This is a genomic window from Gloeotrichia echinulata CP02 (assembly GCA_038087035.1).
Classification (GTDB): domain Bacteria; phylum Cyanobacteriota; class Cyanobacteriia; order Cyanobacteriales; family Nostocaceae; genus Gloeotrichia; species Gloeotrichia echinulata.
In genome coordinates this window covers 2194576-2207992 of the sequence record CP051187.1, presented here as the reverse complement: position 1 = coordinate 2207992, position 13417 = coordinate 2194576, and the positions used below count along the sequence as shown (strand labels likewise).

Here is a 13417-nt window from a genome sequence, read left to right as displayed (position 1 = left end):
ATTAGTAACTAAGAACAGCAAGTCTTAACAGAGTTATATCCTTGAAGTTGATATAGGGCAAAAAGCAAAGCAATGAATATATCCATTCTGGTCTTTGGGAGCAATCAATTTCTCTCAACACTTCCAGATCAGATCCGTTATGCAACCGCTTTTAACGTAGAGATTATCACCAACGTTGATCAGGCAAAATTGGGTATTAAAAATACGCCACCCGATATAATAATTGTGCAGGCTAGCCTCGATGGCAGTATGGAATTGTGCCAATGGTTGAAAGATCAGGCCAATCTATCGTGGATATATTGCATTCTTTTAGAAGATCGTTCTCAGCAACTGACTGAGAGACGTAAACAGGGGTGGGATTGGGATTTGGAGATGACTTCCACTGCATTAAAGCAAGGGGCTGATGCGTATATTTGGCAGTTTCCTGAGATACAAACAGACTCGACTTTGGCAGAGATGACGCCCAACCATCGCCTCATCTTAGCGCAATTGACAGTTGGTTTGCGGAAAGCGCAAAAATACCATGATCTGATGAGAAGAAATGATTTGTTATCAACTCTCGCGTTGGCTGATTCATTAACAGAAATGAATAATCGTCGTGCTTTGGAATGGGACTTACCTAGACAAATTCAAAAAGCCCGTGATCAGCTATGTCCCTTAAGTTTGATTATTTTAGATATCGATCATTTTAAGAAAGTGAATGATACTTACGGACATTTAGTTGGCGATCGCCTCTTGCAATTGCTTTGTATGCGAGTGAAGCACAATTTGCGTTATCAAGATACAGCCTTTCGCTATGGAGGTGAGGAATTTGTCATCATTCTAGGTAATACAACTAGTGAGGAAGCCCTGATTGTAGCCCGTCGTCTGAATCGTGTAGTCAGCGATGAACCATTTGTTATCAACAACCAACATACTATTAATGTCACAATTAGTCTAGGCACTTCCTGTCTGCGAACACATGATGATCCAAATGGATACAGTTTGCTAAATCGAGCCGATCAATGCTTATTGGAAGCTAAAGGAACTGGACGTAATCAGGTTGTTAGTTCAGACCACTTACCAAACCTCTTACATCTCAAAGCTGCATCTTCTTGAAATTGGGGATTGGGAATTGGGAATTGGGGATTGGGGACTGGGGATTGCACTTCTGGTGCGGACGCTACGCGAACGGCTCCGCTCTGTTACCAGGGATTGGGGATTGGGGATTGCACTTCTGGTGCGGACGCTACGCGAACGGCTCCGCTCTGTTACCAGGGATTGGGGATTGGGGATTGGATTAATTTACTCATTACTCATTACTCATTACTCATTACTCCTTACTCCTTACTATTGGGGATTAGGGATTGGGAGTCTAAACTTCAAACTGCTAACTCCCAATTGCATTCTGACAATCTGTCACCGAGGCGCGTTGTTGCATAGCTTTAACTAAAGCTTCATAACTAGACCGATTTTCTTCCAGTAGGGTTTTGGCTTGGAGGGTATGAAAGCGCTGTTTCTGCTGACAAATTGATTCAGAAAAGCCCAAATTTGTCAATACCCCTAATAGCTTACTTTGATCATCAGTACCACCTTCAGTATTTTGAAAGATGAGATTTTCTGCAGCAATACCCGCCATCCAAATAGTGCAATAGCGATCCAGCATTTGGGTGCTAATTTTACCCGTCTGTAATTGATCTGCTAATTCTTGATCATTTAAGGTAACGCCACCTTGTCCTGGTTGACCCTGCTTCCAGGCTTCCCAGGCGCTGAGGGTGTAGCTAGTGACGGGAATACCCAACAGATAAGCTACGAGGAAATGACCTGCTTCGTGGTGAACGATGCGATCGCGATGTTCTTTGGAAAAACCAGCAATCCAATCTAAAAATATAGTTCCACCCTGACCTTGCAAGCGGAAACTGTCGAAGGTCGCAATTCCTAAGATGGTGAAGGTAGCCAGTGCTGGTACTGTGGGCGACAGGTGGATTAACGGACCTAGTAGGGTGGACAGGGTAATGAGAAATATGGAGATTGCAGTTAAATTTAGGGCAGTCTGGCTCATTGAGAGTTTTCTGAGTGCAGCTTAATCTTTCTTCATTATGACTTAAGGTAGTTCCAATTTGTAGGGTGCGTCAGAAAACCAGACAACTACTCCCGAACCGCTGGAAGATTACCGTTCGTGGAGCGTCCCGTAGGGAAATAATTTTTAGCTCACGCAAAGGCGCAAAGGCGCAAAGGCGCATTTATTTTCATTCTGACGCACCCTACGCCTGCAAAACTTATGCGATGAACCACTACATTACTCAAACACCACAGTCCTATTCCCATAAACCAGGACGCGATTTTGTAAGTGCGATCGCACGGCTCTGGCTAAGACAACACGCTCCAAATCTTTACCTTTTCTAATCAAATCCTCGACTTCATCGCGGTGACTCACCCGCACTACATCTTGTTCAATAATTGGACCTGCATCTAAATTTGCAGTCGCATAATGAGCCGTGGCGCCAATAATTTTCACTCCACGTTCAAAGGCTCTGTGATAGGGATTTGCGCCGACAAAAGCCGGTAAAAATGAATGATGGATATTAATAATTTGCGGAAATTGAGTAATAAAATCCGCAGTGACAATTTGCATATATTTTGCCAATACAACCAAATCAATCTTGTATTGTCGGAGTAATTCTAGTTGCTTGACTTCCTGTTCTGGTTTATTATCTTTAGATATAGGAATATAGTGATAGTCAATACCAAATTGCTCTGCCACTCCCTTTAAATCAGGATGGTTGCTGATAATTAGGGGAATCTCAGCCACAAATTCTTTAGCGCGTTGACGCCAAATCAAATCAAATAGACAATGGTCTTGCCGACTTACCCAAATAGCAAGACGTGGTACAGTATTAGAAAAGTGTAATTCCCACTTAGCAGCTAAAGGTTCGGCAATGGCATTAAAGGCTGGTGCAATCAAATCTCGCGGCAAATTAAAGCCATTTAACTGCCATTCAATCCGGGTGAGAAATAACCCAGCAGCGAAGTCTGTATGCTGATCGGCATGAATAATATTACCACCATTAGCATAGATAAAATTAGCAATCTTTGCCACTAGCCCCCGTTGGTCGGGACAAGAAATGAGCAATGTTGCTGTGGGATTTGCCATAGAAATATCCAAAGATTGTGGAATTGCTTATTTGCTTTTTTTGGGAGTTGGTTGCACAGGACTGGGCGTAGATTTATTCTGACTATTATCTACAGGTTGTTTCCATTCTGATATCTCCCGATTGACGGCATTTTCAAAATCTGTAGATACTAATAGGATATCTATTTTACCATCAGGTTTAATATTTGGGTCAGCTTTAACATATAAAAAACGACGGTTAAAATCAGGCTTACCCAAAATCAACTGATGACTTTGCTGATTCTTCAGACTGATATTTATGGTAGCCTGGGGTTGATCCAAGCCAAATTCTGCTTGCTGATTGGCTGGCGTGGAAATAGTGCGATCGCTTTTTCCCTTAACCAACAAATCCATCAAATAAGAAACAATAGCATCATTTGCAGGCTCTGATATTGGCGATTTTAGCAACCACTTAGGATTATCCGACTGACGATTACGTTCTAGACTCAGATTAATCTTTTGGGTTCTAATTGTCAAAGATTGCACATCATCTGCAGCAAAAGAGAAAATTTGCTGTTTTTTATCCTTAGCTTCTTCTCGCTGAGTCGCACCTTGAATTTCATAAAAATAAACAAAACCACCCAAACCCAGCGCTAGCAATATCAATATTAAAGTAGTACGCGGAAGTTTCATTTTTTTTTCATTTGTTATTTGTCATTTGTTATTTGTCATTGGTCATTTGTCATTGGTCATTTGTCATTGGTCATTGGTCATTTGTCATTTGTCATTTGTCATTAATAAAGAATGAGGAAGCATAACTCCTAACTCCTCACTCCTCACTTTATCTCCTTTGCCACCAGATAACAGCAGCGGCTAGGAACCCAATTAGGGGTAAAAATAGTAAAGATGACCATCCTAAAAGACTGGCTTGCATCGGTGTCAGGTTGATGCGGCGGTTTTTTGCTTCTTTGGGGCGAATTGAAAGGGGTTGCTGATCCTGTTGACTTAGCCAACTGACTGAGTTGAGGAATACATCTCCATTGAGTTGTTGTTGAAACAAGCCATCGGTGGCAAAATTTGAATTACCTAATACGACTAACCTTGATTCACTGGAAGTCGGATTAGCTTGAGTTGTCGGGGATGGTGATGCTGTAGCAGTGGGGCTAGCTTGACTTGTCGGGGATGGTGATGCTGTGGTCGGGGATGGTGATGCTGTAGCAGTGGGGCTAGCTTGACTTGTCGGGGATGGTGATGCTGTAGCAGTGGGGCTAGCTTGACTTGTCGGGGATGGTGATGCTGTAGCAGTGGGGCTAGCTTGACTTGTCGGGGATGGTGATGCTGTAGGAGTGGGGCTAGCTTGACTTGTCGGGGATGGTGATGCTGTGGGAGTGGGGCTAGAATTGACTGCTGATGTAGCTTCTCGTTTTCTTTCTAAAGCAACGCCTAAAGTCAAAGGGCCTTTGAGGTCTTTGTCCGCATTAAATTCTAATTTTTCGCTTTCCAGGTCGCTTTCAGCCCAGCTGTTGGGATAGGCTTTGGTTTGCAGTAGGGGAGTAGCTTTCACACCAGGGACTACCGTAATTTGCACAGGTCGGGCTAACCGATAAAAAGAAATCCCGTTACCGAAATCTTTGGTAATCGGATGTTTTCCGTATTCTGTCACCAAGGGAACGGCTGGACCTAGACCGACATCAGAGGAAATATCAACAGCTAAACGATTATCTAAACGCACACCCCATTCTTGTAGCAAGCCGTCGAGTTTGGGGTTAGTATTTGGATCAATCATCAGCAGCAAGTTACCGCCACGATTGAGATATTCTTGTAAGGCTTTGATTTCTTGGTCAAATAATTCTCGTTTTGGACCTGCTACGATCACCACGGACGCATCATCAGGAACTTTTGATTTTTCAGCTAAATTCAACGCTGATGTGGTGAAATTTTTGTCAGTTAATCCCTGAACTGCTTGAGACATTCCATCTTCAGGGGCTGAAAGTTGGTGTTCGCCGTGACCTTGAAGGAAGTAAACTTTAACTGTTTTACCACTAGTAATTTGTTGTAGGCGATTTGTTAATCTAATTTCTGACAATCGCTCATTTTCATTGACTACTTGGACTAACTGCTTTTTATCTTGGGATTCCAAGTAAATTTCGCCATAATCTTTGACGCCAAATTTCTCTGCTAGTGTTGGTCTAGCTTGGGGGTCAATGTACTCAAACTTAAACTTGGAACCTTGGCGGTGGTAATTTTCTAACAATTCCCGGTCTTGGGGATTTTGAGTGACATCAAACACCCACACCTTTACTGGCTGTGACAAGCTACGCACCAATTCCCGCGATTGAGGCGCAAGAGTAAACAACTGCGTCTCTGTTAAGTCTGCCCGGAAATGGTAGCGACTTCCCAAAAAGTTAATCAACCCCAAAATTGCTAATACTGCTAAAGTTGCTAATAGGGCATTAGTACCAACTTGGGTAGAACGATTTCGCCACCATTTAGTTTGCTGACTTTGCCATATTACCCACAACCCGCTGATCACAATTCCCGGAATCAAGAATGCTAATGGGATTGGCGCCCATTGACCAGCAACTAACCCAGAAGTTAAGCCAGCAACAAATAGGAATGGACCTAGTAAAAACAGATATTTCCAAGGTTGTTTTTTAGGGATGCTCTTCATGTTATTTGTCATTTGTCATTGGTCATTTGTCGTTGGTCATTTGTCATTGGTCATTTGTCATAACTAACAACTGACAACTGACAACTGACAACTGACAACTAACTACTGTCTTTGAAAGCGCAGTGTGTCAATTGATTGGGATGTGAGAAAGATGCCTAAAAAAATGTAACTGGCAAATAAAAGCAAGGCGTTGGTATCAAAAATGCCTTGAATTAGGGTGTTGAAATGTTTGAGTAAGGAGATATAACCCAAGGCTTCTCCTATCGGTCCGGGGATAGTTTTGGCAATGAAATCAATGAATAATAGCAATAAAATGACTCCGAAGCTGAGGACAGCCGAGAGGATGGTGCTGTCTGTTAAAGAGGAAATAAACATTCCTATAGATAAAATTGCGGCTGCTAGTAAGATTAATCCTAAATGACCCAGTAAGAGGATTGTGGGTGACATTGGTGGATTGGAACTACTAATGACGATCGCCTCAAATCCTAGTAATGGTACAACCAGTGTTGTAAAAAAAGTTATCACCCCTAATAGTTTACCTACAGCTACCGCCCAGTTAGTGACGGGGGATGTCGCTAAGAGTTCCAATGTACCGCGTTTGCGTTCTTCAGCATACAGTCCCATCGACAGAATGGGGAGGATGAATAACAATAGCCACCCCATTCTGTCCAAAAATGCTCGGATAAATTCGTAGGGAACATCTATTGGTGGTACTGCTACTCCCATTTGCTGTCCTTGTAAATCTAAGGCCGCGATGGTGTCCAAAATGCCTTCTGGTGCTAGCAAAATCATCACTAAGAACAACCCAGCCAAAAACCAAAACACGCCAGCGATCGCATAAGCTAAAGGCGAGACAAAATAACTCTGTAATTCTCGGCGATAAATGGCAATAATATTACTGAGTACTATATCCATCTACGCTGCTTCTCCTTCTTGGGCTACGGAGTCTTCTTGAGACTCGATATTTTTTTCTTCTGTAGTCAATTGCAAAAACACATCTTCCAGGGTGGCGTTGACACGTCGCATTTCATGTAAACCAAATCCAGAACGCACCAATGCTGTGACAATATCCTTTCCCGGTTCTGTTCCCGGTTGGGATATCACCCGCAGGTAAGCGCGGTTGTCTCGCACGGGGAGATGATAATGCATTCCCACTGCAGGAATTGATTCTACCAGACTCACACCCGCTAAATTTTGTAGTACCTGTTTTGCTAAGGAAGCTTCTCCCTCAATTTCCAACTCATAACCAGCGCCACCTGTCAACTGTGTCATGAGATTTTCTGGTGTATTCGTAGCGACGACTTTACCGCGATTGATGATGGCGACGCGGCTGCAGGTCATGCTCACTTCTGGTAAAATGTGGGTAGAAAGAATAACGGTGTGGGTTCCCGCAAGGCTTTTGATTAAATTTCGGACTTCGATGATTTGACGGGGGTCAAGTCCGACGGTGGGTTCATCTAAAATAATTGCTGGTGGGTCATGAACGATCGCCTGAGCAATTCCCACCCGTTGACGATATCCTTTAGACAGCTTGCGGATAATCACCTGAGATTTTTCTTCTAAATTGCAACGTTCTATCGCTGCTTTCACCTTCAAAGTGCGATCGCCTGCTGAGATTCCCTTAATTCGGGCGACAAAATGCAAAAATCCCTCCACCGTCATCTCAGGATACAACGGCGGCGTTTCCGGTAAATAGCCAATTCGCTGGCGCACAGCCAAAGAGTTTTCATGGACATCAAACCCTGCGATCTTCGCAGTCCCATTAGTTGCGGGTAAATAACCAGCCAAAATCCGCATGGTTGTAGTTTTACCAGCGCCATTGGGTCCCAAAAACCCTAAAATCTCCCCTGGTTCGACGCTAAAAGTCACATCAGTAATCGCTGGGGTAGAACCGTATGTTTTACTCAGATGCTCAACTTCAATCATCCGTCTTCTGGCGATAAGGTACCAAACAATCTTAGATCACCCTGTTTTGAATGCAAGCATCAACCGTTAACAAATATTAAACCAATCTAGATAAACCTGTAAATAGCTTTGATCGTAACAGGCTTTACGGTATTTAAACGACTAAATAACCTATTAATAAATTAAATTTGCATAGCCAAAAATTAGGAAGTTGTTTTGAATAAAAATTTCATGGCTTTTGTAGCTAGTTTAATTTTCAGTTTTGGCGCAGTCATTCTGATTAAAGCTTTAGTTAAAGCATTTAATGTTCCTGCTTTTACTACTTTAAGTATAGCTATTGTGAGTAGTTATATTTTGATGATGTTGAGTATGATACACAATTTGATATCCAATTATAATAATAATAAATGAACTAAGTCTGTTGGGGCAAATAAAACTTAATGGCTTTCGCGTAGCGTCTGGGACAGGAGAGGGTCGTTATTTGTCATTTGTCATTGGTATATTAGATTCTTTTCACATAATCTTCTCATTTTGACACTCCCCACGGATAAATCCGGGGGATTCCAGCGTCACTGACGTTCCTTGCTTTTTGGAGATTTTTTTAATTGGAAGTCCCTAAAGTGGAGTGTGTAGTTTTAGAAAAAGTTACATACAGGTATTGACAATTTTTTCTATTCCACCAAAATAAATCTGTTGAGGATTAACACTGTGATGGGAAAAATCCTCCCAAAAAGGGCAAGATACAGCCCTGATTTCATCCGTGTAATTCATCGTGATCAGCTAATTCTGTAACAAATGAGTCAATTATCAGATTTGCCGGAATCGTCTACCATTTCCCGTCGCACACTACTCAAGTGGTTCGGCATTGGCGGTATTACTGGCGTAACAGGATACTCTCGGTTCAGTAAACCACAGCCAACGGTCTTCCTGCAAGATACCCTAAGCTTACCACGGATGCTGAATCAAAATAAAAGTGTTGCTGTAATTGGAGGTGGATTAGCGGGTTTAGCTTGTGCTTATGAATTGAGTCAGCGGGGGTTTGTCGTGACACTTTTAGAAAAGTCACCGCAACTCGGTGGTAAAATTGCCAGTTGGCAAATTGAAGCTGCTGGTGAAACCTTCATGATGGAGCATGGTTTTCATGGTTTTTTCCCTCAGTACTATAATTTAAATGGCTTAGTTACAGAATTGGGGATAACAGATAATTTTCGCTCATTGCACTCCTATGCTGTTGTTTACCGTAACGCCAAATATCAACCAGAGGTATTTCGTCCTAGTAGTTCGTCATTTCCTTGGAATATTATAGATTTGGCGATCGCTTCTCCCAACCGTTGGCAATGGGGAATTAATCTGGTTAAATTAAAACATTTGCAAGTATTCCAGGCGATTACTGGTTTTGAGAGAGAAAAAAATTATCGGCGGTTCGATAGTATTTCTGTAGCTGATTGGGTAGCAGAAGAATTTCCTCGGGGTTTATACGACTTGTATTTTCTGCCCTTTGCCAAATCAAGCTTGAATGCACCAGATATGATGAGTGTGGGAGAACTTATGCAGTTCTTCCATTTTTATTTTTTTGGTAATCCCGAAGGACTAGCTTTTAATGGCACTATAGACGATATGGGAACCAGTTTAATCCAACCAATCGCTAGAGCAATTCAACGCCAGGGTGGCAAAATTATCACTGGGATAAATGTGAGTGAAATTCCGACATTCCAAGGTAAGATTAATTCGCTCAAATATGTGATTGGGAGTAATAATAACAATGTACCTTTTTGGGTGAAGCGTAACTCAGTTGTTGCTGATGGACAGATAGAATATTTTGGCGCAGCTGATGAAGTATTTGCTGTACCAAGTGGGAGTAAAGAAGCAATTTCTTTAACCTGTACTCATCAAGGTTGTACAGTCCAAAAGGCAGATGATGGTAAATTTCATTGTCCTTGTCATGGAGCGGTTTTTGCGGCTGATGGTAAAGTTTTAAAAGGTCCAGCACAACGAGATTTATCCAAGTATCAAGTAGTGCAGCGTCAAGATGAAGAATTGCAGCTAGTAGCGGTAAATCAAGAATTGTCATCACCAGAAACAATCACAGCCGATTATTATGTTTTCGCAACCGATGTACCAGGAGTGCAACAACTATTTAAACGAGTGACAGGGAATGTAAATCTAAAAGTGCGATCGCAAGTAGAAAAGTTGAGCATCGCCGATCCATTTGCTGTATGTCGTTTCTGGTTTGACCGGGATTTTCCTTGGGAACAAAGTAATTTTACATCTTTGTCTGGTTACGAACTAACTGATAGCATCACCCTGTATCACCGCATTCAAGAACAATTCATTGATTGGGCGAAACGTACTGGTGGTAGTGTGGTAGAATTACACGCTTACTGTTACAAAGAAAAACAATTTCCCACCCAAGAAACTTTGTTAACTACATTTGAACAGGAATTATATGAAATCGTCCCGGAGTTAAAACAAGCAAAAGTGTTGCATCGAGAATTGGTGAATCAACATAACTTTTCGGGATACCCACCCAATAGTTATGCAGAGCGTCCAGAAACTAGCACCAATATTCCTAACTTAATTTTTGCCGGCGATTGGGTCAAAATGCCCTTTCCTTGTGGATTAATGGAACGAGCCGTTAGTAGTGGCTTGTTAGCTGCTAATGAAATCATACAACGCGAGGGTTTACAGAGGCGATCGCTCTTATCCGTGAATCCAGAGGGCTTGTTACAGATTTAAACCCTAACCCCTAAGCACCTGCGTTTAGGGGTTTTGTTTATTTACTGGAGTTTGGACTAATCCGGTTTCGACCAGCAATTAACAATCTAAGATTTAACTAAATTTAAGCCAATTACCCCCATAATTATTAAGGCAATGGATATGAATTTGGTCAAATTGATAGATTCCTGAAACCAGATAATACCAATGATCGCAATCAGAGTAGTTCCCAATCCAGCCCAGACAGAATAGGCTACACTGACTTCAATTCTTTTGAGACAAAGTGTCAAACAAGTAAAACAAAGCCCATAGAATACAAACATTAAAATTGAAGGGACTATTTTAGTAAAACCTTGCGACAATTTCATGCAAGTTATACCTGAAACCTCAAAGAGTATTGCTGCATAAAGGTAAAGCCAACTGATTGACATATAAATTCTAAATTGTTGGTTATGCTGTAGAGACGGCTTAATTACCAATTACGAATTACGAATTGGTAATTATTGTTCACGATTTTGCGTCATTTCAGGGCTTGACAAATTGAGGTAGTTTTGAGAATCTAAAATGTATAGTTAAAATCAAGGCGTCGTATAACGTTTTTCAGCCTTGGGAATCATATTTAGATGAAAGTCGCAAAACTTACTGTTAGACCATATCAGCCAGATGACGAACAACAGCTAGGGTTGTCATTGGTCAATTGTAACTACTTTTGACCGCTTCTAAAAACCTACGCATATCTAGGCATAAATCCGAAAATATGGGCAAGTCCAACTCCACGGTATAAGTTCGCTCAACTAGAAGCGCCTTTCGGCTTGGTTCCATTGCTCCGTAACTCAGGTTCCTTGACCACTAGTCCCCAGTTAGAGATACTGTAAAAAGAGTGGCGACTCTTGATATCAGTACGAGACTTAAGAGTTTTATTCAGTTGATTCCACTGACTCCATACGTGCTTTCCATCCTTCACGGAGAGATAGGCGGTTATGGAGTCATGCATTTTTTCTTTTAAACGCATACCACGTCGGGCAATCGCCATAGCTGCTGCTTCATCACTGGCTAATCCGTATTGGCGTGCGTATTTGACCAATGCTATGACGCTGGTATAAGCAGGATTTACCTTTATTAGGTAAATTCCTCGGTTACTCAAAATGCTCTCTAGTAGTTTATAGAATCGACTATATGCCCAACCAGAAAGCATCCGGGCATATTTCTTTCCACGTTCTCTGAGTTGTTCTTTTTTAGCTGAAAAGTCTAATTCTTCACAGACAACGGGACAAGCGAATGTGTCTGCCAAAGTTGCTAATTGCAAGCAAGCATCGACAATTTGAGCATCTTGTTTACCTGACGGCAATCCCATCTGGAGTGAAATTTGACCATGAGCTTTGAGGTTGCCATCTCCATCAACATATGCCCAACCGATTGAGCCAGGATTCATATCAATTCCAATACAACCATAAGCAGAATGGCGAGAGACACGCTTTACTTGTGCTGGAGTAAATTGTACTGCTGCATTCCATTTGCCATCCTTGCGGTAAAAATGCCAGGTCTTGGAACCATCTTTAGGCAACCTATTAATGTTGCGATCAAAGTTGCCTAGCTTGGTTTGAACGTACTTGCCAAACCGACTTTCCAGGCAAGCTGGTACACGAAATTTAAGCATATCACCATCCCATTGGCATACCTGATTGCCAAATGATTCATCTTTAGAACCAACTACAAATGCTTGGTTTTTAGGAATAACTGTATGAATTGGTGCAGTCTTTAAATGTTCAATTTGTTTTTGTAAATAATGAACCAGACGCTTTTTCTGGTGGAGCGCAAAATGTAAACTTTGCCAATTAGTTTGATGTGAATAAATGTCAATGCTCATGGGAAACTTACAGCCAGTTTTCGATTGTTCCCAATTGTTCTTCTTGTAAAATTTTAACGAATCAGCTAACTTTTTCTCTGATTTGGTAATCCAAAAATTGATAGACTTCAGCGTACCTTCTAATGTTTTAATGTGGCGTTTACGATGTTCCTTAGATGCGTCAAATGCACCTTGAGCATGGCTGATTACACCATTGGCATGACGTTTTGATATGCCGTAAGTTGTTTGTAAATAAGTATTCCAACTGGATTTATTGAAGTTCTTGTTTGTCAAAATTTGATTAGCTGTCTCACACGCTGCTTTATGGAATACCGGACTATAAGCAGTCAAGAACATCTCAAACTCAGTGAGTCCTAAACTATTCAATTCTTCTGCTGGTGTCGGTAATCCTTTAACATACGTGAGAGTTGCCATATCATTTCACCTCATCAATTACATTCGATATTCCATCAATCAACTTTTTGTTTTTATGACTTCTAGAGCCATAAAGACGCGCACTAAACACGGTTACTAACTCAATCATGTCTTGGACTAATTCCTGTTCAAAACTCAATTCTTCTGTAGACTTGTTGATAATCACAACTTCGGTTTCCATATCCTCGCAGATTGCAAAGACTAACTCCGCACCGAATCGTAACAATCTGTCTTTGTGAGTTAATACTAACCTGCCTACATCGCCCTTGAGTATTCGAGTCAGTAACTTTTTCAATCCTTTCTTGTTGTAGTTCAAACCACTTCCCAAATCTTGAATGGTTTCAAACTGCCAACCATTAGAACCACTGAAAGCTTCTAGGACTTGGATTTGTCTTGTTAAATCATTCTTCTGGTCATGACTTGAAACTCTTGCGTAATTAATTGTTATACGGTCATCTAATTGTTTCAAGTCTCGTGGTGTAATTCGTTTGATGTCTGCTAGATAGAAGCGTCTATGTCCACTGGGAGCGCGTTCATATCGAATTTTTTCTTGGTCAGCCCACCGCCTAATTGTGTCTACTGAAACTCCTAATTCTTTGGCAGCATCTCCAATGCTGATGGTCACTGATTGAATGTCCTCCATATCGTTGTTTCTGATATAGTATACATTCTATTATATGGGTATTCCCGAAGATTTGCCAAGATATACCCAGATATTTTTATTCAGATACGACCCCTTGACCCTTGACCCTTG

The 13417-nt window shown here is 41.5% G+C and carries 12 protein-coding genes; 3 read left to right on the top strand and 9 right to left on the bottom strand.

Annotated features, from left to right (window positions below; all coding sequences use genetic code 11):
- The first annotated feature begins 72 nt into the window (after nucleotides 1-72).
- Together HEQ19_09660 and HEQ19_09655 are read left to right on the top strand one after the other, a co-directional pair.
- Nucleotides 73-1098 (top strand): diguanylate cyclase, encoded by a 1026-nt coding sequence (locus tag HEQ19_09660; protein WYL99749.1) that lies wholly within the window; start codon nucleotides 73-75, stop codon nucleotides 1096-1098.
- The gene (locus HEQ19_09655; protein WYL98102.1) at nucleotides 1043-1432 is read left to right on the top strand and encodes a hypothetical protein; all 390 of its coding nucleotides are present in this window, start codon (nucleotides 1043-1045) and stop codon (nucleotides 1430-1432) included. Before HEQ19_09660 ends, HEQ19_09655 begins: the two co-directional genes overlap by 56 nt.
- On the opposite strand, the gene HEQ19_09650 is transcribed toward HEQ19_09655, so the two are convergent.
- From HEQ19_09650 to HEQ19_09625, 6 genes are all read right to left on the bottom strand, one after another.
- Nucleotides 1370-2041, bottom strand: coding sequence for an ATP-dependent Zn protease (locus tag HEQ19_09650; GenBank protein WYL99748.1), 672 nt, complete (start codon nucleotides 2039-2041; stop codon nucleotides 1370-1372). The genes HEQ19_09655 and HEQ19_09650 overlap by 63 nt on opposite strands.
- A gap of 237 nt (nucleotides 2042-2278) precedes the next feature.
- Nucleotides 2279-3133: a formyltetrahydrofolate deformylase gene (purU, locus tag HEQ19_09645; protein WYL99747.1), complete on the bottom strand. Its 855-nt coding sequence runs from the start codon at nucleotides 3131-3133 to the stop codon at nucleotides 2279-2281.
- 27 nt (nucleotides 3134-3160) lie between these two features.
- Nucleotides 3161-3784, bottom strand: a complete 624-nt coding sequence (locus tag HEQ19_09640; GenBank protein WYL99746.1) for a DUF4340 domain-containing protein — start codon at nucleotides 3782-3784, stop codon at nucleotides 3161-3163.
- Between the two features lie 148 nt (nucleotides 3785-3932).
- Nucleotides 3933-5762: a Gldg family protein gene (locus HEQ19_09635; GenBank protein ID WYM03331.1), complete on the bottom strand. Its 1830-nt coding sequence runs from the start codon at nucleotides 5760-5762 to the stop codon at nucleotides 3933-3935.
- Between the two features lie 102 nt (nucleotides 5763-5864).
- A complete protein-coding gene (locus tag HEQ19_09630; GenBank protein ID WYL99745.1) occupies nucleotides 5865-6677 on the bottom strand; it encodes an ABC transporter permease in 813 nt (270 codons plus the stop codon).
- Nucleotides 6678-7688 carry an ABC transporter ATP-binding protein gene (locus HEQ19_09625; GenBank protein WYL99744.1) on the bottom strand — a complete coding sequence of 337 codons (1011 nt, stop codon included), beginning with the start codon at nucleotides 7686-7688 and terminating at the stop codon, nucleotides 6678-6680.
- Nucleotides 7689-8462: 774 nt separating this feature from the next.
- On the opposite strand from HEQ19_09625, the gene HEQ19_09620 reads away from it, so the two are divergent.
- Nucleotides 8463-10403, top strand: coding sequence for an FAD-dependent oxidoreductase (locus HEQ19_09620; GenBank protein WYL99743.1), 1941 nt, complete (start codon nucleotides 8463-8465; stop codon nucleotides 10401-10403).
- Nucleotides 10404-10489: 86 nt separating this feature from the next.
- Here HEQ19_09620 and HEQ19_09615 read toward each other — a convergent pair whose 3' ends face one another.
- The 3 genes from HEQ19_09615 to HEQ19_09605 form a co-directional block, all read right to left on the bottom strand.
- The gene (locus HEQ19_09615) at nucleotides 10490-10813 is read right to left on the bottom strand and encodes a multidrug efflux SMR transporter (GenBank protein WYL99742.1); all 324 of its coding nucleotides are present in this window, start codon (nucleotides 10811-10813) and stop codon (nucleotides 10490-10492) included.
- Between the two features lie 359 nt (nucleotides 10814-11172).
- The gene (locus HEQ19_09610; protein ID WYL99741.1) at nucleotides 11173-12663 is read right to left on the bottom strand and encodes a hypothetical protein; all 1491 of its coding nucleotides are present in this window, start codon (nucleotides 12661-12663) and stop codon (nucleotides 11173-11175) included.
- A gap of 1 nt (nucleotide 12664) precedes the next feature.
- Nucleotides 12665-13306: an IS607 family transposase gene (locus HEQ19_09605; protein ID WYL99740.1), complete on the bottom strand. Its 642-nt coding sequence runs from the start codon at nucleotides 13304-13306 to the stop codon at nucleotides 12665-12667.
- Between the last annotated feature and the right edge of the window lie 111 nt (nucleotides 13307-13417).

Excerpts from the sequence above, each read along its gene's own strand:
- HEQ19_09660 (WYL99749.1), top strand. The coding sequence starts at position 73 with ATGAATATATCCATTCTGGTCTTTGGGAGCAATCAATTTCTCTCAACA.
- HEQ19_09650 (WYL99748.1), bottom strand. The coding sequence starts at position 2,041 with ATGAGCCAGACTGCCCTAAATTTAACTGCAATCTCCATATTTCTCATT.
- purU (WYL99747.1), bottom strand. The coding sequence starts at position 3,133 with ATGGCAAATCCCACAGCAACATTGCTCATTTCTTGTCCCGACCAACGG.
- HEQ19_09640 (WYL99746.1), bottom strand. The coding sequence starts at position 3,784 with ATGAAACTTCCGCGTACTACTTTAATATTGATATTGCTAGCGCTGGGT.
- HEQ19_09635 (WYM03331.1), bottom strand. The coding sequence starts at position 5,762 with ATGAAGAGCATCCCTAAAAAACAACCTTGGAAATATCTGTTTTTACTA.
- HEQ19_09630 (WYL99745.1), bottom strand. The coding sequence starts at position 6,677 with ATGGATATAGTACTCAGTAATATTATTGCCATTTATCGCCGAGAATTA.
- HEQ19_09625 (WYL99744.1), bottom strand. The coding sequence starts at position 7,688 with ATGATTGAAGTTGAGCATCTGAGTAAAACATACGGTTCTACCCCAGCG.
- HEQ19_09620 (WYL99743.1), top strand. The coding sequence starts at position 8,463 with ATGAGTCAATTATCAGATTTGCCGGAATCGTCTACCATTTCCCGTCGC.
- HEQ19_09615 (WYL99742.1), bottom strand. The coding sequence starts at position 10,813 with ATGTCAATCAGTTGGCTTTACCTTTATGCAGCAATACTCTTTGAGGTT.
- HEQ19_09610 (WYL99741.1), bottom strand. The coding sequence starts at position 12,663 with ATGGCAACTCTCACGTATGTTAAAGGATTACCGACACCAGCAGAAGAA.
- HEQ19_09605 (WYL99740.1), bottom strand. The coding sequence starts at position 13,306 with ATGGAGGACATTCAATCAGTGACCATCAGCATTGGAGATGCTGCCAAA.